This window comes from Nocardioides pini, from assembly GCF_026712185.1.
GTDB classification, from domain to species: Bacteria; Actinomycetota; Actinomycetes; order Propionibacteriales; family Nocardioidaceae; genus Nocardioides; species Nocardioides pini.
Map to the genome: position 1 here is coordinate 711,104 of NZ_JAPPUX010000001.1, position 21,904 is coordinate 733,007.

Consider the following 21,904-nt stretch of genomic DNA (forward strand, 5'->3'; position numbering starts at 1 on the left):
GGTCGCTCAGGCGAGGAGCAGCACCACGTGGGCGGCCACGCAGGCCGGCTTGTCGTGGCCCTCGATCTCGACGGTGTGCTCCACGACGAGCTGCTTGCCGGCCGCGAGGTCGCGGACCTCACCGAAACGCACGTGGGACCGCAGCCGGCTGTCGACCGGCACCGGGCTCGGGAAGCGCACCTTGTCGAGGCCGTAGTTGAGGCGGGCCCCCGGCGTCTCGAGCCGGAAGACCTCCGAGGCGAAGTGCGGGAGCAGGCTGAGGGTGAGGAAGCCGTGGGCGATCGTGGTGCCGAACGGGCCCTTGCCGGCGGCGTCGACGTCGACGTGGATCCACTGGTGGTCGAGCGTCGCGTCGGCGAAGGCGTCGATCCGGGCCTGGTCGACGTCCAGCCACGCGCTGGTGCCGATGTCGGACCCGGCGGCGGCGGCGACCTCGTCGAGCGTCGTGAAGGTGCGCATGCGCACGAACATTAGTGCTCGACCACGGGGGCCCTGCTTGGATGTCCCGATGAGCACTCCCACCCGCGACCAGGTGCAGGCCGCCCCGAAGGTCCTGCTGCACGACCACCTCGACGGCGGGCTGCGCCCGCAGACGATCGTGGAGCTCGCCGCCGAGATCGGCCACGAGCTGCCCGCCCCCGAAGCAGAGTCGCTCGGGCAGTGGTTCGCCGAGTCGGCCGACTCGGGCTCGCTCGTGCGCTACCTCGAGACCTTCGACCACACCGTCGCGGTGATGCAGACCGGTCCCGCGATCGCCCGCGTCGCCCGCGAGTGCGTCGAGGACCTCGCGGCCGACGGCGTCGTCTACGCCGAGGTGCGCTACGCGCCAGAGCAGCACGTCAGCGGGGGGCTGACGCTCGACGAGGTCGTCGCGGCGGTGCAGGAGGGGTTCGACGCGGGGATGGCTGCCAGCGGCGGCAGGATCGTCGTACGCCAGCTGCTGACCGCGATGCGGCACCAGGCCCGGTCGATGGAGATCGCCGAGCTGGCGATCGCGTGGCGTGACCGCGGCGTCGCCGGCTTCGACATCGCCGGCGCCGAGGCGGGCTTCCCGCCCACCCGCCACCTCGACGCCTTCGAGTACCTCCAGCGCGAGAACGCCCACTTCACCATCCACGCCGGCGAGGCCTTCGGCCTGCCGTCGATCTGGCAGGCGATCCAGTGGTGCGGCGCGGACCGGCTCGGCCACGGCGTGCGGATCATCGACGACATCACCGTCGGCGACGACGGGTCGGTCGAGCTCGGCCGGCTCGCGGCCTACGTCCGCGACAAGCGGATCCCGCTCGAGATGTGCCCCAGCTCCAACATCCAGACCGGTGCCGCGGAGTCCTTCGCCGAGCACCCGATCGGGCTGCTGACCGACCTCCGCTTCCGCGTCACCGTCAACACCGACAACCGGCTGATGAGCGGCACCTCGATGACCCAGGAGATGTTCGGCCTGGTCGAGGCGTTCGGCTACTCGCTGGAGGACCTCCGGTGGTTCACCATCAACGCGATGAAGTCGGCGTTCCTGCCCTTCGACGAGCGACTCGCGATCATCGACGGGGTCGTCAAGCCGGGCTACGCCGCCCTCATCAACGGGTAGCGGCGCCGCTGCTCGCGGTCAGCTCGGCGTACGCCTGGTCGCCCGTCGCCCGCCGACACCCCTGGCGGACGGCGTGGGCCACGACGCGCTGCTGGTCGCGCATCAGCGCCAGGCCGCGGCGCACGAGCACGAGCGGTGGCTTGCGGTGCTCACGGAGGTCGCGGGTGAGGCGGCGCCAGAACGTCACGAGCGGATGCTGGGTGATGCAGTAGGCCGCGGCGAGCATGCCCTCCTCGCGGCAGGTGGCCACGACCTCGGGGGCGAAGATGCCCTCGGCGACGAAGCGGCCGCTGCCGCCGAGGTCGACGACGCGCGACCCGCAGCGCCCGTTGCGGGCGATCTCGTAGATCGGCACCTCGCAGCGCCCGGTGGCGCACAGCGCGCGCAGCGCGGCGAGGGCGTCGGCCTCGTGCCAGGAGTCCGGGTGGTCCCAGTCGACGAGGCCGGCGTTGGCCCCGGTGGTGATGCGGGGGAGCGAGGGGTCGTCGCCGTCCTTGTAGAAGTCGTCGAGGCGCAGGACGGGGAGTCCGAGGCGCTCCGCGAGCCGGGACTTGCCGGCGCCGCTGGGGCCGGCCAGGACGACCACCTGGGCTGTGCTCATTTTGTTACGGACTCATTTCGTCGTTCGGCCACGGAGGGTAAAGGCTGGACCTTAGTCTCGCCCAGACCCCCGATCGACATCCCTCTGGGAGGACCCTCATGAGTCTCGACGACTCGACCGCGCCCGAGGCCGCGCCCGACACCACGGGCGGCTCCGGCAGCGGCGGACGCCCCGCCAAGACCTTCGTGCTGGGTGGACTCGCGCTCGCGCTCGTCGTGGGCGTCGGCGGCTTCTTCGCGGTGCGCGGAGCCAGCGGCGAGCCCCAAGGAGCCGACTGCATCTCCGAGGTGGTCACGCTGACCACGGCCCCCGTCATGGAGGACCTGGTCGCGCAGGCGGTCAAGGACGTCAACGAGGACGAGCCCTGCATCGACATCCAGGTCACCGCCGGGACGGTCAAGGACGTCGTCACGCTGCTGAGCGACCCGAACGCCGAGCTCCCCGAGATCTGGATCCCGGACAGCCCGACCTGGAAGGGCCAGCTCACCAGCGCCGGCTGGACCGGTACGCCGATCGCCGAGGTCCTCGCCCAGACGCCCGTCGGCCTCATCGGCGGCCCCGCCGCCAAGGCCCCGGCCTCCTGGGCGTCCGTCCTCGACGGCGGCAGCCTGGCGATGGCCGACCCGAGCGCCGAGGGTGCCTCCGCGCTCGCGCTGCTCGCGCCGTACGCCGAGATGAAGAAGACCGGTGAGACCGCGCTCTCCATCGAGGAGAAGACCGTCCCGGTCGCCCAGACCTACGGCGAGCGCGCCGTGGCCGGCAGCTCCAACGAGACCGACCTCTCGACGATCACCGCCTCCAGCACCCAGCTGGTGCCGGCGACCGAGCAGGCCTACCTCGCCGCCCGCCGCAGCAACGACCAGCTCGCCCTGGTGGCGCCGAAGACCGGCGTCCCCATGCTGCAGTACCCGCTGATCGACGTGAACCGCGGCAGCAAGGACATCCTCTCCTCCGGCGGCGACCTGTCGGCCCGCGTGGGCCGCGCCCTCGGTCGCTGGTTCGCCTCGAGCGCCGGCGTGGAGGCCATCGCTGCCGCCGAGCTCCGCGGCCCCGACGGCGCCCCGCTGCCCAACGACATCGGCCTCGGCAGCGCCCCCGTGCTCGCCAAGGTCGCCCAGAAGACCACGGACGACACGCTGCGCCAGTGGCGCGTGCTGTCGGTGCCGTCCAGCATCCTGGCGGTCGTCGACCTCTCCGGCTCGATGAAGGTGGGGATCGGCGACACCACCCGCATCGGGCTGGCGGTCACCGCCTCCCAGGTCGCGCTCGACGCCTTCCCGGCGCAGGCCCGCATCGGCATCTGGGGGTTCTCCAAGAACCGCGGCGAGAACGGCGCGTCCTACGTCGAGTACTCCCCGCTCGAGCGGCTCGACGCCCCGGCGGCCGACGGGAAGACGCACGGCGACGAGGTCCGCGCCGAGGCCGACGCCCTGCCCGGCAAGGTCAAGGGCGGCACCGGTGTCATGGACACCACCCTCGCGGCCTACAAGCACGCGCAGGAGATGTGGGACCCGGCGTGGTTCAACTCCGTGGTGATCATGACCGACGGTGCCAGCGACGACTCGAGCTCGCTGTCGCTGGAGTCGCTCGTCAACCAGCTCAAGTCGCTGCGCGACCCCGCCAAGCCGGTCAAGGTGATCATCATCGGCATCTCGCAGGACGCCGACACCGGCGAGCTCGAGCAGATCGCCGCCGCGACCGGGGGACAGAACTACCTCGTCAACAACCCGAACGAGATCCTCGGCGTGCTGGCCCAGGCCCTGCTCAACCGCTGATCGGTCGTCGATCATCTGTCGGGGTCCCCGCTCGAGCGGGGACTCCAACACCTGGAGGCGGTTGCAACGGCCAACACGTGTCGGACTCGCCCACCCAGTACGGCTCCCAGCACGCACGAAGGCCCCCGGAGGTTCTCCGGGGGCCTTCTTGCGTAGGTGAGCTCAGACGCCGATCGGGTGCCAGACGGTCTTGGTCTCGAGGAACTGCGTCATCCGGTCGAGGCCGGGCTCGGCGAGCCAGTCGGTGTCGGGTGCGGGACGGCGTACGCGCTTGAGGTTGTCGGCGGCGGCCACCTCGAGCTCGGTGGCGAGCTCGGCGTCCTCGACGCCGGTGAGGTCGATGCCGTTGACGTCCATGTGGGAGGCCAGCCACGGGGCGATCTCGGACTGCGAGCCGGTCAGCACGTTGACCACGCCGCCGGGGAGGTCGCTGGTGGCCATCACCTCGCCGAGCGTGATCGCCGTCAGCGGGTTGTCCTGGCTGGCGATGACGACGACGGTGTTGCCGGTGACGATCAGCGGCGCCACGACGCTGACGAGGCCGAGCAGGGGCCCGCGGGGAGCGACGACGGCGATGACGCCGCTCGGCTCGGGGGTCGACAGGTTGAAGTACGGGCCGGCCACCGGGTTGGCGTTGCCGACGACCTGGGTGATCTTGTCGGCCCAGCCGGCGTACCAGACGAGTCGGTCGATCGCGGCGTCGACGTAGCTGCGGGCGCGTGCCGGGGTGATGCCCTCGGCGGCGCGGAGCTCGGCCTCGAACTGCTCGCGACGGCCCTCCAGGACCTCGGCGATGCGGTAGACGACCTGGGCGCGGTTGTAGGCCGTCCTGCCCGACCAGCCGCCGAAGGCCGCGCGGGCCGCCACGACGGCGTCGCGGGCGTCCTTGCGGGAGGCCTGGGCGGCGTTGGCGAGCAGGCGGCCCTTGGCGTCGTTGACGACGAAGGAGCGGCCCGACTCCGAGCGCGGGAACTGGCCGCCGATGTAGAGCTTGTACGTCTTGCGTACGTCGATGCGGCTCACGCGTCCGCTCCCTTCTCCGTGTTCCTGAGGTAGGCCTCGAGGCCGTGGCGACCGCCCTCGCGGCCGTATCCGGACTCCTTGTAGCCGCCGAACGGCGAGGTGGGGTCGAACTTGTTGAACGTGTTGGCCCAGACCACGCCCGCACGCAGGCGGTTGGCCATCGACAGGATGCGCGAGCCCTTGTCGGTCCACACGCCGGCGGAGAGGCCGAACGGCGTGTTGTTGGCCTTCTCGACCGCCTCGGACGGGGTGCGGAAGGTCAGCACCGACAGGACGGGGCCGAAGATCTCCTCGCGGGCGATCCGGTGGGCCTGGGAGACGCCGGTGAAGACGGTCGGGGCGAACCAGTAGCCGTTGGCCGGCAGGTCGCACGGGGCCGACCAGCGCTCGGCGCCCTCGGACTCGCCGATGGCGGAGAGCTCGCGGATCTTGGCGAGCTGCTCGGCGGAGTTGATCGCGCCGACGTCGGTGTTCTTGTCGAGCGGGTCGCCGACGCGCAGGGTGGCCATGCGGCGCTTGAGGCGGCTCATCACCTCGTCGGCCACCGACTCCTGGACCAGCAGGCGCGAGCCCGCGCAGCAGACGTGGCCCTGGTTGAAGAAGATGCCGTTGACGATGCCCTCGACGGCCTGGTCGAGCGGGGCGTCGTCGAAGACGATGTTGGCGGCCTTGCCGCCGAGCTCGAGGGTGACCTTCTTGTCGCTGCCGGCGACCGCGCGGGCGATCGCCTTGCCGACCTCGGTGGAGCCGGTGAAGGCGACCTTGTCGACGTCGGGGTGCGACACGATGGAGCGGCCGGTGTCGCCGGCGCCTGTGACGATGTTGACGACGCCCGGCGGCAGGTCGGCCTGCTGGCAGATCTCGGCGAAGAGCAGCGCCGTCAGCGGGGTGGTCTCGGCGGGCTTCAGCACGACGGTGTTGCCGCAGGCCAGCGCCGGGGCGATCTTCCACGCCAGCATCAGCAGCGGGAAGTTCCACGGGATGACCTGGCCGGCGACGCCCAGCGGGGTCTCGCCGTAGCCGGAGTACTTCAGCTTGTCGGCCCAGCCGGCGTAGTAGAAGAAGTGGGCGGCGACGATCGGCACGTCGACGTCGCGCGACTCCTTGATCGGCTTGCCGTTGTCGATCGACTCCAGGACGGCGAGCTCACGGCCGCGCTCCTGGATGATCCGGGCGATCCGGTAGAGGTACTTGGCGCGCTCGGCGCCGGACATCCGCGACCACACGCGGGTGTAGGCCCGGCGGGCGGCCTTGACGGCCTCGTCGACGTCGACGTCGCTCGCCTCGGCGACCTCGGCCAGCACCTCCTCGGTGGCGGGGTTGACCGTCTTGAACGACGTGCCGTTGCCGTCGACGAACTCGCCGTTGATGAACAGGCCGTAGGACGGCTTGATGTCGACGATCGCTCGCGACTCGGGTGCGGGGGCGTACTCGAACATGGTGTGCCTCAGTCCAGCGTGAAGTAGTCGGGACCGGAGTAGCGGCCGGTCGTCATCTTGGTGCGCTGCATGAGCAGGTCGTTGAGCAGCGTGGAGGCGCCGAAGCGGAACCAGTCGGGGTCGAGCCAGTCGTCGCCGCAGATCTCGTTGACCATGACCAGGTACTTGATGGCGTCCTTGGTGGTCTTGATGCCGCCGGCGGGCTTGACGCCGACCATCTGCCCGGTCTGCTCGCGGAAGTCGCGGACCGCCTCGAGCATGATCAGGGTGACGGGCAGCGTCGCCGCGGGCTGCACCTTGCCGGTGGAGGTCTTGATGAAGTGGCCGCCGGCCATCATCGCGAGCCAGCTGGCGCGGCGGACGTTGTCGTAGGTCTGCAGCTCGCCGGTCTCGAAGATCACCTTGAGGTGCGCGTCACCGCAGGCCTCGCGGACCTGCGCGATCTCCTCGAAGACGTCGAGGTAGCGCCCGGAGAGGAACGCACCCCGGTCGATGACCATGTCGATCTCGTCGGCGCCGGCCTCGACCGCGTCGCGGGTGTCGGCGAGCTTGATGTCCATCGCCGCGCGACCGCTCGGGAACGCCGTGGCGACCGCGGCCACGTTGACCCCGCTGTCGCCGAGCGTCTGCTTGGCGGTGGCCACCATGTCGGGGTAGACGCACACGGCAGCGGTGGCCGGGCAGGTCGGGTCGGCGGGGTCGGGGCGCATCGCCTTGGACGCGAGCGCGCGGACCTTGCCGTGGGTGTCCTGGCCCTCGAGCGTGGTCAGGTCGACCATCCGGATGGCCAGGTCGATGGCGTACGCCTTCGAGGTGGTCTTGATCGACCGGGTGGCCAGACCGGCGGCCCGGGCCTCGCACCCGACCTGGTCGACGCCCGGAAGGCCGTGGAGGAATCGGCGGAGCGAGGAGTCCGAGCGCACGACGTCGTCGAAGACGGCGTGCGAGGAGGTCGAGCTCGCCGTGGAGCTGGCAGTGGGTGTCACCGACCCAGCATAGAGTTGGCCCGGACGCCCCCGGCAATTCGCAGGGGGCCAATGTCTGCCCAAAAAAGGCGAGGAGACCATGGCACGCCTGCAGGACGACGGCGAGGCCGTCGTGGAGCGGTTCACGCCCACCAGCGGGCGGCTCACCGGCTCGGCGGCCGTGCTGCTGAGCGCCGCGCTGGTCGTGGCCATGGTGGTCTACCTGGACGACGGCTTCCCCGTCTGGCTGGGCGGCGTCGCACTGCTCGTCGGCGTCGTCTCGTGGGCCGCGATGCTGCGTCCGGCGCTGTGGGTGACCGAGGAGCACCTGGTGATGCGCAACCTCGCCGAGACGGTCCACATCCGGCTCGCGGCGGTCGAGGAGCTCGCCGTGCGCCAGGTCCTGGCGGTCCGCGCCGACGGACGGCGGTTCGTCAGCACCGTGCTGGGCCGCACCTGGCGCAAGACGGTGACGACCCGCGGTCCCGCGCCGTCCGGCAGCCCCTCCGGCTCGTCCGACGACGGCCCGCGCGAGGGCATGCCCTACGTCGACTGGGCGGAGCACCGGATCCGCGAGCTCGTCGACGCCGCCCGCGACCGGGCGGGGGTCGCGGCCGGCTCGGAGGAGCAGCTCGAACTGCCCGACGCCGTACGACGGGAGCCCGCCATGGTCCCGCTCGCGCTGATCGCGGTGGCTGCGCTCCTGCTGGTGGTCAGCTTCTTCCTCTGAGCCCGTCCGTCACCCGTGCCTCGAGTCCGTCGAGCACCAGCGCGAGCCCGTAGTCGAACTCGTCGCCGTAGGCGTAGTCCTGGCCGGCCACCTGCTCGGTGACCATCTCGGCGAGGTGCGGGTAGGCGTCGAGCACGCCACCGAGCGCGTCGACGAAGTCCTCGGTGGACTCGCCCGGCTCGAACGGCAGGTTCACCTCGGTCAGGACGAAGCCGTAGACGTAGGCGTCGAGCACGGAGAAGGCGTGCGCGGCGAGCTGGACGGAGAAGCCGGCGGCCCGCAGGCACCCGATCACCGCGTCGTGCTGTCCCAGGGTCGCGGGGCCGGGGGAGCGGCGCGACTCGATGAGGCCGAGGCCCCAGGGGTGGGCGGACAGCACCTCGCGCGCCGAGCGCGCCCGGGCCTCCATCTCGGTGCGCCACGGCTCGCCGGCGGTCGGCAGTGCGACCTGCTCGAACACCCAGTCGGTCAGGCCATCGAGCAGCGCCTCCTTGCCGGCCACGTGGTGGTAGAGCGACATCGCCTCGACGCCGAGCTCGCGGCCGACGGTGCGCATGCTCACCCCGGCCAGCCCCGACGCGTCGGCGACGCGGGCGGCCGCCTCGACGACGCGTCGCCGGGACAGGGGTGGTCTGGACAAGCGGGCTCCTCGAGGTGCGCGACTTACGGGCGTAAGGCTACCCTCGAGACCGTCGGACTTACAGGCGTAAGGCAGGAGCGGGTCGTGAGGGCAGCGGTGGTGGAGCGGTACGGACCGCCGGAGGTGGTGACGGTCCGCGAGGTGGCGGCACCGGAGGTCGGCAAGGGTCAGGTCCTCGTGCGGGTGCGGGCGGCGGCGGTCACGTCGGCGGACGCCCGGATCCGGGGAGCCCGCTTCCCGCGCGGCTTCGCGCCGATGGCGCGGCTCGCGTTCGGCGTACGACGTCCGCGCCGCGCCGTGCTGGGTGCGGTGCTGTCAGGAGTGGTGGAGCAGGTCGGGCCGGGCGTGGTCGACCTCGCCGTCGGGGACGAGGTCTGCGGCACGACGGGGATGCGCTTCGGCGCCCACGCCGAGCTCGCGGCGGTGCGCGCCGACCGGCTCGTGCGCACGCCGGCCGGGGTCTCGCACGAGGAGGCGGCCGGCCTGCTGTTCGGCGCGCTGACCGCGCTGCACTTCCTGCGCGACCGGGTGCGGCCCGGGGACCGGGTGCTGGTCAACGGCGCGTCGGGGGCCATCGGCACCTCGGCCGTCCAGCTGGCCCGCCTCGCCGGCGGCGTGGTGACGGCTGTGTGCAGCGCGGCCAACGCGCAGCTGGTCCGCGACCTGGGTGCCGAGTCCGTCGTGGACCACACCACCACGCGGCTCGCGGACCTGCCCGAGACCTACGACGTCGTGCTCGACGCCGTCGGCACCATCGACGTCGCGGGCGGCCGGGCGCTGCTGGCACCGGGCGGGGTGCTGCTGCTCGCGGTGGCCGACCTGGCCGGGACGCTGCGGGCGCAGACGCGCCGCGACGTGGTCGCCGGCCCGGCGCCCGAGCGCGCGGCCGACGTCACCCACCTGCTCGACCTCGTCGCGTCCGGTGACCTGCGGGTCGTCGTGCGGGCCTTGCCCCTCGACGACGTCGTCGAGGCCCACCGGGTCGTCGACTCCGGGCGCAAGGTCGGCAACCTCGTGGTCACGCCATGACGCGGCGCGCGGCCGCCGACGTCCCCGGCGTGGGCCACCAGCGCGCGATCGCCGCGGACTGGCCGAGCGTCCAGGTCGAGCTGCACACCCAGTAGACGAGCAGCGCCACCGGCACGACGCCGCCTGCCAGCAGCATCCCGCCGGCCGACATCACCGGCATGATCCGCTGCGCGGCGACCATCGCCTCGGGCATGCCCTCGACGGACGTGTTGGTTGCGACGACGTAGCGCTGGGTGACGTACGACAGCACGGCCGCGGTCAGCGCCAGCCCGGCCACGACGGCGAGGTGGACGCCCCCGGAGCCGAGGTAGCCGTGGCCGGCGAGCGAGACGCCGACGACCGACGCGGCGCCGAACGACGACACCAGCCCCGGCCCCATCGCGCCGACCGCCGTGCCGTGGGCGACCTCCGAGACGAGGTGGTAGAGCGCGATCCAGACCGGCAGCTGCACGAGCACCGGCAGGCAGCCCAGCGGGCTGACCCCGTGCTCGGCCGAGACGGCGCGACGCTCGTCCATCTGGGCGCGCAGGCTCTCGGCGTCGGTGCGACCGCGGTAGCGATCCGCGATCTCCCTCAGGTGGGGTCGGGCGCGGGCCCCGGCGTGGGCCTGACGCACGCCGTGGACGACGAACGGCAGCAGCAGGAGCCGCACGAGGACGACGAGCGAGGCGATGCCGACCACCCAGGTGACGGCGGAGTCGGGGGAGGCGCCGAGGGCGGTGAGGGCGTCGTGGGTCGTGGCGAGGACGGCGGAGAGGGCGTGCTTGAGCGGGGCGAGCAGTGACATGGGTGTCTCCTGGAACGGGCGGAAGGGTCTGCACGACGTCGCGCGGGGCGACGGGTCAGACGCGTCCAGGAGCGCGCGGACGCACCGGGTGGACCACGTCGGTGGTCCGGCCGGCGAGCACGAGCGGGATGTCGGCGGCGCGGCGGCGGGGCAGGAGGGAGTGGATCCCTGCGTCCGGCACGGCCAGCAGGCAGTGCACGCCCGCGAGGGCGCTGGCGGCGGAGAGCGCGGTCACCACGACGACCGTCTGGGCGGTCGCGGTGGGGTCCAGCGAGGCCGCCGCGAGGAGCGAGGCGACGCCGAGGAGGGCGAGCACGAGCGCGAGGCGCGCGCGTGCTGCCACGTCGACGGCTGTTCGGACCATGGACCGAGGGTAGCGGGTGGTCAGCCGAGCTCGTAGGCGCCGAGGTCGAGGCGGCCGACCACCGGCCGGCGTTCGTCGCGGGCCGGGTGCACGTACTGCTGCTGCGCACGCCAGCGCGACGGCACGCGGACCCCGCGGTCGACGGCCCGCGACGACGCCGTCAGCCGGTAGTCGTCGCCAGCGGGGTCCACGAAGTCGCCGAGCCCGACGCGACGGTTGGCGCGGGCATCGGCCCTCGCAGACGTGAGGTCGCCCGATCCGACGAGCAGGTTGTTGCGGAGGTGGGCGCGGGCCCCGGACGCGAGGGCGACGAACGTGCCGGAGGTGCGCCGGTTGACGAAGGTGTTGTTGACGACCCACAGCGTGTGGCTCGGATTGGTCAGGCCCTCGGCGCCGTAGGAGACGAGGGTCGGGTTCTCCGATCGCGGCCCCTGGACGACGACGTTGCCGGCGACGAGCGACCTCCCGCCGTTGGGCAGGTCGATCGAGTAGCTGGCGGTCGCGTCGCCGTCGCTGATGCGGTTGGCGACGATCGTGTTGCCGGTGGCGCGGGACTTGAGCTCGTGCCCGGTATCGGCGTCCGACAACCAGCACCCGGCCACGGTCAGCGAGCGGACGGCGCCGACGTAGAGGTTGTGCGAGTAGCCGTCGCCGTAGCCGTTGCGGAAGAACCGGGACCGCAGGACGAAGACGTCGCTCTCGGAGTCGGCCCCGGTGAGGATCCCGTTCTCGTTGTCGTGGAACCAGCTGCGCTGGACGGTGAGCCCCGTGCCCTCCAGCCGGATGCCGGCGCCGTTGCGGTCGGGCACCGCTGCGCCACTGAGCTCGATGCGGTCCACCGTGGTGTTGTCGCCCTGGACCACCCAGATCGCCTTGCCCTGGGCGGCGTTGCCGTCGGCGCGCAGGTGGGCGCGCCCGCCGTCGCCGGCGAGGGTGAGGTCGTCCTGCGTCCAGGTGGCGACGTCGCCGGAGTAGGTCCCCGGGTCGATCAGGACGGTGTCGCCGTCGCGGGCGAGCGCCGCGGCCGCGCTGGGCGTGGTCAGCTCGCGGTCGGGCCCGACGCGCCACGTGCGCGGCCCCGTGTCGGCGTACGACGTCGTTGCGGGCGCGGCGCTGAGCAGGCCGGCAGCGAGGGCGAGGGCGAGCGCGCGCACCTCAGCCCCCGAAGGCGGCGCCCCGCAGGTCGGCCTTGATCGCGTCGAGGCGCCCGGCGGCGGAGATGCGGGCCGCGTCGGCGCCACCCCCGTCGGCACCCGTCTCGACCGGGACCACGACCTCGAGGTAGCACTTGACCTTGGGCTCGGTGCCGCTCGGCCGCACGATCACCCGGGCGCCCTCGGCGAGCGTGTAGCGCAGACCGTCGGTGGGCGGGAGCGTCGCCGAGCCCTGGGAGAGGTCCTCCACCTGCTCGACCGCCAGCCCGCCGAGGGTCGTCGGGGGAGCGGCGCGCAGCCGATCCATCGTCGCCGGGATGGCGGCGAGGTCGTCGAAGCGCACCGACAGCTGGTCGGTGGCGTGCAGGCCGTGCTGCTCGGCGATGTCGTCGAGGATGTCGGTGAGGTCGCGGCCCTCGGCCTTGGCCTGCGCCGCGAGCTCGCACACCAGCAGCAGCGCCGAGACGCCGTCCTTGTCCTTGACGTGCTCGGGGTCGCAGCAGTAGCCGAGCGCCTCCTCGTAGCCGAAGGCGAGTCCCTCGACGCGGCCGATCCACTTGAAGCCGGTGAGCGTCTCCTCGTGCGGCTGCCCGGCCGCGGCGGCCATCTTGCCGAGCAGGCTGGAGGAGACGATCGAGTTGGCGTAGGTGCCCTGGCGCCCGCGCGCGATCAGGTGGTGGGCCAGCAGGGCGCCCACCTCGTCGCCGCGCAGCATCCGCCACCCGTGGACGTCCGGCACCGCGACGGCGCAGCGGTCGGCGTCGGGGTCGTTGGCGACCACCAGGTCGGCCCGGTGCTCCGCGGCGAGCGCCATGGCGAGGTCCATCGCGCCCGGCTCCTCCGGGTTGGGGAACGACACGGTCGGGAAGTCGGGGTCGGGATGCTCCTGCTGCTCGACGACGTGCGGGGCGTCGAAGCCCGCGGTCTCCAGCACCTGCGCGACGGTCGTGCCGCCGACGCCGTGGAGCGGGGTGTAGACGATGCGCAGGTCGCGGGGGCCGTCCTCGGCCAGGCCCGCGACCGTGTCGAGGTAGCGGTCGACGATCTCCTCGCCGACCACGCGTCCGGCGTCGCCGCGGGGGAGGTCCGCGAGCGGGCCGACGGCGGCGATGCGTGCGGCGATCTCGACGTCGGCCGGAGGGACGATCTGGCTGCCGTCGCCGAGGTAGACCTTGTAGCCGTTGTCCTGCGGCGGGTTGTGGCTGGCGGTGACCATCACGCCGGCCGCGCAGCCGAGCTCGCGGATCGCGAACGCGAGCAGGGGGGTGGGCAGCGTCCGCGGCATGACCAGCGCCTTGAACCCGGCGCCGGTCATGACCTCCGCGGTGTCGCGCGCGAAGACGTCGGAGTTGTGGCGGGCGTCGAAGCCGATCACCACGGACCCGCCGCCGTGGCCGGTGTCGCGCAGGTACGCCGCCAGGCCGGCCGCCGCGCGGGTGACCACGACCCGGTTCATCCGGTTGGGGCCGGCGCCCAGCGCGCCGCGCAGGCCGGCGGTGCCGAACTCGAGGGTGCCGGCGAACCGGTCGGCGAGGTCGGTCTCCTCGCCCCGCTCGGCGGCGGCGACGAGCGCCTCCAGCTCGGAGCGGGTCTGCTCGTCGGGGTCCTCCGCGGCCCAGGCGCGGGCCGCCTCGAGCAGGGTGGTCTGGTCGGTCGGCGCGGTCATGGACGCACGCTATCCCCACGCGACGTGACGGTGTCGGTGGGCGGTGCCACGATCGGCGCATGATCGATCACCTGGGCATCAACTGCACCGACCTGCCGCGAGCGGCGGCGTTCTACGACCGCGTCCTGGGCGTGCTGGGCCACCGGCGCCTGATGGACTTCGAGGAGGCCATCGGCTACGGCACGGAGCAGCCGGACTTCTGGATCAGCACCTTCGAGGGCGTCGGCCCCAACCGCGAGGTCCACGTGGCCTTCCGGGCCGCCGACGCCGCCACGGTGCGGGCCTGGCACGCCGAGGCGGTGGCCGCGGGCGCCGAGTCGCTCCACGAGCCTCGCCTGTGGCCGGAGTACCACCCGGCCTACTACGGCGCCTTCGTCCGCGACACCGAGGGCAACAACATCGAGGCGGTCTGCCACTCCGGCGACTCCTGAGGGCTAGCCTCTCCGCGTGCCCGCCGTCGTCCGCTCCGTCAACGCCGGCGCTGCCGAGCCGGTGCCGGGACTCGCGCGGCCGAGCGGCATCCGCAAGCGGCCGGTCGACGTGATCGAGGTGCGCGACCCGGGGCCCAAGCGCGGCGGTCTGGGCAGCGGTGTCGTCGGTGACGCCATCATCAGCCGCCGGCACCACGGCGGGACGACCCAGGCGGTCTACGCCGTCGCCCGCGAGGAGCTCGACTGGTGGGGCGAGCACCTGGGCCGCGACCTGCCCGACGGGATGTTCGGGGAGAACCTCACCACCCACGGCCTCGAGGTCGACACGGCCGAGGTGGGGGAGCGGTGGCAGGTCGGGAGCGTGCTCCTCGAGGTGTGCGGGCCGCGCATCCCGTGCGCCACGTTCGCCAAGCACATGGCCGAGCGGGCGTGGGTGCGCCGCTTCGCCGAGCGCGGCCTGACCGGCGCCTACCTCGCCGTGCTCGAGCCCGGGCCGATCAGCGCGGGCGACCCGGTCGCGGTGGTCCACCGACCGGGCCACGGCCTCACGCTGCCGATGTACTTCCGCGCGCTGATGGGCGACAGGGACCTCGCCGCGACCTTCCTGGCCTCGGGGCTGCTGCCGCAGGTCGAGCACGACTGGCTCGCGCGGCGCCAGTAGCCGTGGACGACCGTGGCCGCGGACCCGACGGGGGTCCGCGGCCACGGTCGTGCGGCGAGAGGCGGCTCAGCCGAGGGCGGCCACCGCGGCGTCGTAGTCGGGCTCGTGACCGATCGCGTCGGTGAGCTGGGTGTGGAGCACGGTGCCGTCGGTGTCCACGACGACGACCGCGCGGGCGAGGAGCCCCTTCCAGCCGCCGTCGGCCATCGCGACGCCGTAGTCCTCGCCGAAGGAGGACCGGAACGCCGACCCGACCAGGACGTCCTCGATGCCCTCGGCGCCGCAGAAGCGGGCCTGCGCGAGCGGGAGGTCGACCGAGACGTTGACGACGGCGGTGTTGTCGAGGCCGGCCGCGAGCTCGTTGAACTTCCGGACGCTCGCCTGGCACACGCCGGTGTCGATGCTCGGGAAGATGTTGAGCACGACCCGCTTGCCGGAGACGTCGGCGTCGGTGAGCGCCTCGAACTTCGAGTCGACGAGGTCGAAGCCGGGAGCCTTCGAGCCCACTGCGGGGAGCTCGCCCACGGTGCTGACGGTGTTGGGGCCGAGTTGTGTGGTTGCCATGGCCCCAACCTACTGGCCGCCTGGTCCTAGAGTGCCGGCATGGCCACTGCGCGAACCGACGCTCGCACCGACGTGATCATCGAGGTGCTGCAGGACGCGTTCGCGCCGCTCATGAGGGCCGACCCGGCGGCGTTCCGCGCCAAGTACCGCAAGATGGCCAAGGACCCGCACGCGTTCTACCGCGGCAGCGCGTGCCTGTTCTTCAACGACGTGACGGGCGAGCACGACGAGTGGGCGGCCCACGGCGCCGAGCGCATCTGGATCCACGGCGACCTGCACGTGGAGAACTTCGGCACCTACCTCAACTCCGACGGCCGCCTGGTCTTCGACATCAACGACTTCGACGAGGCGTACGTCGGCCGCTTCACGTGGGACCTCCAGAGGTTCGCGGCGAGCCTCGCGCTCGTCGGCTGGCAGAAGGCGCTGCCCGAGGACGCGATCCGCAAGCTGATCGCCCGCTACGCCAGGTCCTACCTGTCCCAGGTGAACCACTACGTCGCCTCCGACACCGACGACGACTTCGAGATCCGGCTCGACACGGCCGAGGGGCCGGTGCTCACCGCGCTGGTGGCCGCGCGGGCGATGCGCCGGGCCGACCTCCTCGACGAGATGACCTACCTGGCCAAGGGGGCCCGCCGCTTCGTCGAGGACGCCAGCACCCGACGACTCAAGCGCGAGGAGCGGGCCACGGTGGTCGCCGCGTTCCGCGCCTACCTCGACACCATCCCCGAGTCGAAGCGGTTCGACCGCGAGCTCTTCTACGAGCTCCGCGACGTCGTGGGGAAGTCCGGCTTCGGCATCGGCAGCGCAGGTCTGCCGGCCTACAACGTGCTGGTGGAGGGCTACAGCCAGGCGCTCGACAACGACGTCGTGCTGAGCATGAAGCAGGCCAACGTCCCGGCGCTGAGCAGGTTCGTCGACACCGCCGAGGTGGACGCCTACTTCGAGCACGAAGGGCACCGCACCGCGGTCAGCCAGCGCGCGCTGCAGGTGCACACCGATCCGCTGCTCGGGCACACGAGCATCGACGGCGTCGGCTACGTCGTCTCGGAGATCTCGCCCTACGAGGTCGACCTCGACTGGAGCGAGATCAACGAGCCCGAGGACATGCGCTCGGTGGTCGACCTGCTCGGCCGCGCCACGGCGAAGATCCACTGCGCGTCCGACGAGGACAGCCAGCAGGACCTCGTCGACTTCGACGTCGAGGCGGCCATCGCCAGGTCGCTGGAGGGACGGCGCAACGAGTTCGTCCAGTGGCTCTGCGACTGGGGGATCGCGTACGCCGTCCGGGTCCGCGAGGACCACGCGCTGTTCGTCGACGCCTTCCGTGAGGGCCGGGTGGGCATCGCCGCCACCTAGGGCACGTCGCTCAGCTCCGGACCTGCTGCGCGACGCGCCCTGCCCCCACGGGATGGGCTCAGGCGTCGATGTGCGCCATGTTGCCGTAGCGGTCACCCTGCACGGCGTCGCGCGGGACGGCCTGCTCGAGGGCGGACAGGTCGTCGGCGGTGAGCTCGACGTCGAGGGCGCCGACGTTCTCCTCGAGGTACTTCACGCGCTTGGTGCCGGGGATCGGAGCCACGTCGTCGCCCTGGGCGAGGACCCACGCCAGCGCGAGCTGGCCGGGCGTGCAGCCCTTGGACCCGGCGATCTCGCGGACCTTGTCGACGAGCACGAGGTTGGCGTCCAGCGCCTCGCCCTGGAATCGCGGGAAGTACTCCGAGCGGCGCCGGTCCTGCTCGCCGTCGGCGCCCCGGTCGGCGGTGATCGCGCCGGTCAGCAGGCCGCGGCCGAGCGGGGAGTAGGGGACCAGGCCGATGCCGAGCTCGCGCAGCGTCGGCAGGATCTCGTCCTCGAGGTCGCGCGTGAAGAGCGAGTACTCCGTCTGCAGCGCGGTGATCGGGTGCACGCCGTGGGCCTTGCGGATGTTGGTGGCCGACGCCTCGGACAGCCCGAGGTGGCGCACCTTGCCGGCCTCGACCAGCTCGGCCATCGCGCCGACGGTCTCCTCGATCGGGACGGTCTTGTCGACGCGGTGCTGGTAGTAGAGGTCGATGTGGTCCACGCCGAGCCGCTGGAGCGAGGCGTCGCAGGACGAGCGGACGTAGTCGGGGCGTCCGTTGACACCCAGCATGGTGCCGTCGGGGAGCCGCTCGTTGCCGAACTTGGTGGCGAGCTGGACCTCGTCGCGCCGCCCGGCGATCGCCTTGCCGACGAGCTGCTCGTTGGTGAAGGGGCCGTACATGTCGGCGGTGTCGAGGAACGTCACCCCGAGGTCGAGGGCCCGGTGGATGGTGTCGGTGCCGCCCTGCTCGTCGGGGGTGCCGTAGAACTCCGACATCCCCATGCAGCCGAGGCCGAGGGCGGAGACGGTCAGGGAGCCGATCTGTCGTGTCTGGATGCTCATGCCTGCCACCCTTCGCCTTCGAGCGCGCTCCAAGTCAACCCCCGGGGAGCGGCCGGTTCAGGCGGTGGGCGCGACCTTGTTCTCGTAGAGCGCGATCTTGTGGTCGATCGCCCGCAGGTGGCCGGTGACCTCGGCGAGCTGGCGCTCGACGACCTCGCGGTGCGCGAGCAGCAGGCCCAGGCGCTCGGCCTCGTTGCCGTCGCCCTCCCGCACCAGGGCGGCGTAGCGGCGTACGTCGCGGATGGGCATCCCGGTGGCGCGCAGGCGGGTCACCATCTGGATCCACCGCAGGTCCTCGGCGGTGTAGCGCCGGTGACCGGACGGGGCGCGGTCGACCGAGTGGAGGAGCAGGCCGTCACGCTCGTAGTAGCGCAGCGTGTGGGCCGTGAGCCCGGTCCGCTCGGCCGCCTCGGCGATGCTCAGGCTGGTCATCGACCCAGTGTCCGACTTGGAGCGTGCTCGAAGTCAAGCACCCAGGGCAGGACGGTGGAACTGCGCCGTCGCGAACGGGCCGCCGACGAACTCGGCCTCCACGTCGTCGTGGGGGCCGGGGTCGACGCGGTCGGCGTACGCCTCGGCATCGTCCTGCGGCTCGTAGCCCAGCCGGCGTCCCGGCTCGAGGTCCCACCACGCGCGGGTGTTGGCGCTGATGCCGTAGAGGACGGCGTAGCCGGGCGCGGGGGCCGTCAGCGCCGCCTCGACCATCCGGACGCAGTCGCCGTGCGAGAGCCACGTCGACAGGCCGCGCACGCTCGCCGGCTCCTCGAGGAACGAGCCGATCCGGCACGCGACGGCGTCGATGCCGTGGCGGTCGACGAACAGGCGCAGGAGCGCCTCGGCGGCGACCTTGGCGACGCCGTAGTAGGTGTCCGGGCGGGGCAGGGCGTGCTCGGTGAGCTCGCCGTCCGCCCGCGGGGTGCGGCCGACGGCGTGGTTCGACGAGGCGTAGACGATGCGCGGCACGTCGTGGGCGACCATCGCGTCGAGCAGGGCCGCCGTGGTCACGACGTGGGACGTGAGCTCGTCGGGGAGCGACGCCTCGTCGGGGATGCCCGCGAGGTGCACCACGGCGTCGAGCCTGCCCCCGGTCGAGAGAGCGGCGAGGACCGCCTCGACCGCGTCGCCGTCGGCGCAGTCGGCCTCGTGCCAGGTGAAGGGGGTGCCGTCGGGCGGCGGGACGAGGTCGAGGCCGACGACCTCGTGGCCGAGGGCGTCGAGCCCGGTGGTGACCACCCGGCCGATGCTGCCGGCGGCGCCGGTGACCAGCACGCGCATCGCGGGCCTCAGATCCTCGCCACGACCTGGCTGAGCAGGCCGCCCATCCGGCTCGCCGCCGAGCGACCCGCCTCGAGGACCTCCTCGTGGTTCAGCGGCTCGCCGCTCAGGCCGGCAGCGAGGTTGGTGACCAGGCTGATGCCGAGCACCTCCATGCCGGCCTCGCGCGCGGCGATCGCCTCCAGCGTGGTGCTCATGCCGACGAGGTGCCCGCCCATGATGCCGGCCATCCGGACCTCGGCGGGCGTCTCGTAGTGGGGGCCGGGGAACTGCACGTAGACGCCCTCGTCGAGGGAGTCGTCGACCTCCTTGCACATCGCGCGCAGGCGCGGGCTGTAGAGGTCGGTCAGGTCCACGAAGTTCGCACCGACGATCGGGCTCGTGCCGGTGAGGTTGATGTGGTCGGAGATCAGCACCGGCTGGCCGGGCCGCCACCCCTCCTTCAGCCCGCCGCACCCGTTGGTGAGGACGATGGCCGAGCAGCCGGCCGCGGCCGCTGTCCGCACCGGGTGCACGACCGCTGCGACGCCCTTGCCCTCGTAGAAGTGGGTGCGGGAGAGGAAGACCAGCAGGTTCTTGTCCCCCGCCGGGGTGGACTGGCGGATCGAGCGGATCTTGCCGCTGTGGCCGGCGACGGCGGCGGCGCTGAAGCCGGGGAGGTCGGTGGTGTCGATCTCGGCGGTCGCCTCGCCGAGCGCGTCGACGGCCGGGAGCCAGCCCGAGCCCAGCACCAGGGCGATGTCGTGGTGCTCGACGCCGGTCAGCTCGGCGAGCCGGGCGGCGGCCTCGGCGGCGCTCTCGTAGGGCGTGGGGACGGCTGCTGCGTGGGTCACGCCGGGAAACTCTAGACCGACCGTGCGTCGACGTTCGGGTGTGGTGATCAGAGTCCGGTGGACCGGCAGGCCCGGCGGCGCAGCGCCGCGACGTAGTCCTCCGGGGCACCGGCGGCGTCGGCGGCGTCGGCGAGCACCCCGAGGTAGGACGCCGACGGCAGGCCGCCCTCGTAGGCGTCGAGCACGTAGGCCCACACGACGAGCTCCCCGGTGAGCGTCTGCACCCGCACCTTGGTCTTGCGGTAGAGGCCGGTGTCGGCGGCCTCCCAGCCGTCGAGGGAGCGCTCGTCCTCCGGGGTGACGTCGTAGACCGCGACGAAGACCTGCTCGAACGGGTCCTGGACGATCGTCGAGAGGGCGCCGTCCCAGCCGTGCTCCTCGCCGCCGAAGGTCAGCCGCCAGCCCGTGAGCCACCCCGTGGAGTGGAGGATCGAGTGGGGGCAGCGCTCGCCCATGCGGGCGGGATCGAGGTTCGTCCCGTAGGCGGCGTACAGGGTCACGCAGCACACAGTATCGAGCGTCGACCTCGGGTGTTCCCCCTCTGTGGCGGACAACTAGGGTGGAGGCGTGACCGACACGCACTTCGACACCCTCGTCCTCGGCGCAGGCCCCGGTGGCTACGTCGCCGCGATCCGCGCCTCCCAGCTCGGCCAGAAGGTGGCCGTGGTGGAGGAGAAGTACTGGGGAGGTGTCTGCCTCAACGTCGGCTGCATCCCGTCGAAGGCCCTGCTCAAGAACGCCGAGCTGGCGCACACGCTGCAGCACGAGAAGGCGAAGTTCGGCATCGAGGGCGACGCCACGATGTCCTTCGGCCCGACCCACAAGCGCAGCCGCGACGTGAGCGCCGGCATCGTCAAGGGCGTCCACTTCCTGATGAAGAAGAACAAGATCACCGAGATCGACGGGTGGGGCACCCTCACCAGCGCGACCGGGATCGACGTCAAGGACAAGGACGGCCAGACCACCGGTTACACCTTCGACAACCTGATCCTCGCCACGGGTGCGACCGTGCGGCTGGTGCCCGGCGTCGAGCTGAGCGACAACGTCGTCACCTACGAGGAGCAGATCCTCACCGACCAGCTGCCCGGCTCCATCGTCATCGGCGGCTCCGGGGCGATCGGTGTCGAGTTCGCCTACGTGATGGCCAACTTCGGCGTCGACGTCACGATCGTGGAGTTCCTCGACCGGATGGTCCCGACCGAGGACGCCGACATCTCCAAGGAGCTGCTCAAGCACTACAAGAAGCTCGGTGTGAAGGTGCTGACCTCGACCGCGGTCAAGAAGGTGGAGGACACCGGCTCGGGCGTGAAGGTCACCGTCGCCCCGGCCGCGGGCGGTGACGAGCAGGTGCTCGAGGCCGACAAGTTCCTCGCCGCGTTCGGCTTCGCCCCGCGGGTCGAGGGCTTCGGGCTCGAGAACATCGGCGTCGCGGTCTCCGAGCGCGGCGCGATCGAGATCGACGACTACTGCCGCACCAACGTCGACAACGTGTACGCCATCGGTGACTGCACCGGGAAGCTGATGCTCGCCCACGTCGCGGAGGCGATGGGCATCGTGGCCGCCGAGACGATCAACGGCGCCGAGACGATGCCGGTCGAGTACGACTTCGTGCCCCGCGCCACCTACTGCATGCCGCAGATCGCGTCGTTCGGCTACAGCGAGGCCCAGGCCGAGGAGAAGGGCTACGACGTCAAGACCGCGACGTTCCCCTTCACCGCCAACGGCAAGGCGATGGGCCTCGGCGAGGCCTTCGGCTTCGTGAAGGTCGTGGCCGACGCCGAGCACAACGAGATCATCGGCACCCACATGATCGGCCCCGACGTCACCGAGCTCCTGCCGGTCATGACGCTGGCGCAGAAGTGGGACCTGACCGCCGACGAGGTGGCCCGCAACGTCTTCGCCCACCCGACGCTCGGCGAGGCCGTCAAGGAGGCCGTCCACGGCATCGCCGGTCACATGATCAACCTCTGACGGG

At 72.2% G+C, this 21,904-nt stretch carries 24 protein-coding genes; 8 read left to right on the top strand and 16 right to left on the bottom strand.

Annotation, left to right across the window (positions count from 1 at the left end):
- Positions 1-6 precede the first annotated feature (6 nt).
- On the bottom strand, positions 7-459 hold the full coding sequence (locus tag NYO98_RS03380; protein ID WP_268110113.1) for a MaoC family dehydratase: 453 nt from the start codon (positions 457-459) through the stop codon (positions 7-9).
- A gap of 49 nt (positions 460-508) precedes the next feature.
- On the opposite strand from NYO98_RS03380, the gene NYO98_RS03385 reads away from it, so the two are divergent.
- A complete protein-coding gene (locus tag NYO98_RS03385) occupies positions 509-1,585 on the top strand; it encodes an adenosine deaminase (protein ID WP_268110114.1) in 1,077 nt (358 codons plus the stop codon).
- Here the strand turns inward: NYO98_RS03385 and NYO98_RS03390 are convergent.
- Positions 1,575-2,186 carry an ATP-binding protein gene (locus NYO98_RS03390; protein ID WP_268110115.1) on the bottom strand — a complete coding sequence of 204 codons (612 nt, stop codon included), beginning with the start codon at positions 2,184-2,186 and terminating at the stop codon, positions 1,575-1,577. The genes NYO98_RS03385 and NYO98_RS03390 overlap by 11 nt on opposite strands.
- 98 nt (positions 2,187-2,284) lie before the next feature.
- On the opposite strand from NYO98_RS03390, the gene NYO98_RS03395 reads away from it, so the two are divergent.
- The gene (locus NYO98_RS03395; protein WP_268110116.1) at positions 2,285-3,961 is read left to right on the top strand and encodes a substrate-binding domain-containing protein; all 1,677 of its coding nucleotides are present in this window, start codon (positions 2,285-2,287) and stop codon (positions 3,959-3,961) included.
- A gap of 162 nt (positions 3,962-4,123) precedes the next feature.
- Here NYO98_RS03395 and NYO98_RS03400 read toward each other — a convergent pair whose 3' ends face one another.
- Genes NYO98_RS03400 through deoC form a run of 3 tightly spaced genes read right to left on the bottom strand, consistent with a single transcriptional unit; the run spans position 4,124 to position 7,409 of the window.
- Positions 4,124-4,984, bottom strand: coding sequence for an aldehyde dehydrogenase family protein (locus NYO98_RS03400; protein ID WP_268110117.1), 861 nt, complete (start codon positions 4,982-4,984; stop codon positions 4,124-4,126).
- Complete coding sequence (locus tag NYO98_RS03405) at positions 4,981-6,423, bottom strand: aldehyde dehydrogenase family protein (protein ID WP_268110118.1); 1,443 nt, start codon at positions 6,421-6,423, stop codon at positions 4,981-4,983. The genes NYO98_RS03400 and NYO98_RS03405 overlap by 4 nt, the downstream gene beginning before the upstream one ends.
- An 8-nt stretch (positions 6,424-6,431) precedes the next feature.
- Positions 6,432-7,409, bottom strand: coding sequence for a deoxyribose-phosphate aldolase (deoC, locus tag NYO98_RS03410; protein ID WP_268110119.1), 978 nt, complete (start codon positions 7,407-7,409; stop codon positions 6,432-6,434).
- A gap of 79 nt (positions 7,410-7,488) precedes the next feature.
- On the opposite strand from deoC, the gene NYO98_RS03415 reads away from it, so the two are divergent.
- Complete coding sequence (locus tag NYO98_RS03415) at positions 7,489-8,118, top strand: hypothetical protein (RefSeq protein WP_268110120.1); 630 nt, start codon at positions 7,489-7,491, stop codon at positions 8,116-8,118.
- Here the strand turns inward: NYO98_RS03415 and NYO98_RS03420 are convergent.
- Positions 8,102-8,758, bottom strand: coding sequence for a TetR/AcrR family transcriptional regulator (locus NYO98_RS03420; protein ID WP_268110121.1), 657 nt, complete (start codon positions 8,756-8,758; stop codon positions 8,102-8,104). The two genes, NYO98_RS03415 and NYO98_RS03420, sit on opposite strands and share 17 nt — an antisense overlap.
- 84 nt (positions 8,759-8,842) lie before the next feature.
- Here NYO98_RS03420 and NYO98_RS03425 point away from each other — a divergent pair, with 84 nt between their 5' ends.
- Positions 8,843-9,787 (top strand): NAD(P)-dependent alcohol dehydrogenase, encoded by a 945-nt coding sequence (locus NYO98_RS03425; protein WP_268110122.1) that lies wholly within the window; start codon positions 8,843-8,845, stop codon positions 9,785-9,787.
- Here the strand turns inward: NYO98_RS03425 and yidC are convergent.
- Genes yidC through NYO98_RS03445 form a run of 4 tightly spaced genes read right to left on the bottom strand, consistent with a single transcriptional unit; the run spans position 9,777 to position 13,758 of the window.
- The gene (gene yidC / locus NYO98_RS03430) at positions 9,777-10,574 is read right to left on the bottom strand and encodes a membrane protein insertase YidC (RefSeq protein WP_268110123.1); all 798 of its coding nucleotides are present in this window, start codon (positions 10,572-10,574) and stop codon (positions 9,777-9,779) included. The genes NYO98_RS03425 and yidC overlap by 11 nt on opposite strands.
- Before the next feature lie 55 nt (positions 10,575-10,629).
- A complete protein-coding gene (locus tag NYO98_RS03435; protein WP_268110124.1) occupies positions 10,630-10,938 on the bottom strand; it encodes a hypothetical protein in 309 nt (102 codons plus the stop codon).
- 20 nt (positions 10,939-10,958) lie between these two features.
- Complete coding sequence (locus tag NYO98_RS03440; protein ID WP_268110125.1) at positions 10,959-12,092, bottom strand: right-handed parallel beta-helix repeat-containing protein; 1,134 nt, start codon at positions 12,090-12,092, stop codon at positions 10,959-10,961.
- Position 12,093: 1 nt separating this feature from the next.
- The gene (locus NYO98_RS03445) at positions 12,094-13,758 is read right to left on the bottom strand and encodes a phospho-sugar mutase (RefSeq protein ID WP_268110126.1); all 1,665 of its coding nucleotides are present in this window, start codon (positions 13,756-13,758) and stop codon (positions 12,094-12,096) included.
- Positions 13,759-13,817: 59 nt separating this feature from the next.
- On the opposite strand from NYO98_RS03445, the gene NYO98_RS03450 reads away from it, so the two are divergent.
- Positions 13,818-14,189, top strand: a complete 372-nt coding sequence (locus tag NYO98_RS03450) for a VOC family protein (protein WP_268110127.1) — start codon at positions 13,818-13,820, stop codon at positions 14,187-14,189.
- A gap of 16 nt (positions 14,190-14,205) precedes the next feature.
- Positions 14,206-14,850 carry an MOSC domain-containing protein gene (locus NYO98_RS03455; protein WP_268110128.1) on the top strand — a complete coding sequence of 215 codons (645 nt, stop codon included), beginning with the start codon at positions 14,206-14,208 and terminating at the stop codon, positions 14,848-14,850.
- Between the two features lie 66 nt (positions 14,851-14,916).
- On the opposite strand, the gene tpx is transcribed toward NYO98_RS03455, so the two are convergent.
- Positions 14,917-15,414 (bottom strand): thiol peroxidase, encoded by a 498-nt coding sequence (gene tpx, locus NYO98_RS03460; RefSeq protein ID WP_268110129.1) that lies wholly within the window; start codon positions 15,412-15,414, stop codon positions 14,917-14,919.
- A 39-nt stretch (positions 15,415-15,453) separates the two neighbouring features.
- Here tpx and NYO98_RS03465 point away from each other — a divergent pair, with 39 nt between their 5' ends.
- Positions 15,454-16,773: a DUF2252 domain-containing protein gene (locus NYO98_RS03465; protein WP_268110130.1), complete on the top strand. Its 1,320-nt coding sequence runs from the start codon at positions 15,454-15,456 to the stop codon at positions 16,771-16,773.
- A gap of 58 nt (positions 16,774-16,831) precedes the next feature.
- On the opposite strand, the gene NYO98_RS03470 is transcribed toward NYO98_RS03465, so the two are convergent.
- Genes NYO98_RS03470 through NYO98_RS03490 form a run of 5 tightly spaced genes read right to left on the bottom strand, consistent with a single transcriptional unit; the run spans position 16,832 to position 20,429 of the window.
- The gene (locus NYO98_RS03470) at positions 16,832-17,821 is read right to left on the bottom strand and encodes an aldo/keto reductase (protein WP_268110131.1); all 990 of its coding nucleotides are present in this window, start codon (positions 17,819-17,821) and stop codon (positions 16,832-16,834) included.
- A 57-nt stretch (positions 17,822-17,878) separates the two neighbouring features.
- Positions 17,879-18,253, bottom strand: a complete 375-nt coding sequence (locus tag NYO98_RS03475) for a MerR family transcriptional regulator (protein ID WP_268110132.1) — start codon at positions 18,251-18,253, stop codon at positions 17,879-17,881.
- 33 nt (positions 18,254-18,286) lie between these two features.
- On the bottom strand, positions 18,287-19,096 hold the full coding sequence (locus tag NYO98_RS03480) for an NAD-dependent epimerase/dehydratase family protein (RefSeq protein ID WP_268110133.1): 810 nt from the start codon (positions 19,094-19,096) through the stop codon (positions 18,287-18,289).
- 8 nt (positions 19,097-19,104) lie between these two features.
- On the bottom strand, positions 19,105-19,929 hold the full coding sequence (locus NYO98_RS03485; protein WP_268110134.1) for a purine-nucleoside phosphorylase: 825 nt from the start codon (positions 19,927-19,929) through the stop codon (positions 19,105-19,107).
- Positions 19,930-19,976: 47 nt separating this feature from the next.
- Positions 19,977-20,429: a gamma-glutamylcyclotransferase gene (locus tag NYO98_RS03490; protein WP_268110135.1), complete on the bottom strand. Its 453-nt coding sequence runs from the start codon at positions 20,427-20,429 to the stop codon at positions 19,977-19,979.
- Between the two features lie 67 nt (positions 20,430-20,496).
- On the opposite strand from NYO98_RS03490, the gene lpdA reads away from it, so the two are divergent.
- A complete protein-coding gene (gene lpdA, locus NYO98_RS03495; protein WP_268110136.1) occupies positions 20,497-21,900 on the top strand; it encodes a dihydrolipoyl dehydrogenase in 1,404 nt (467 codons plus the stop codon).
- Positions 21,901-21,904 lie beyond the last annotated feature (4 nt).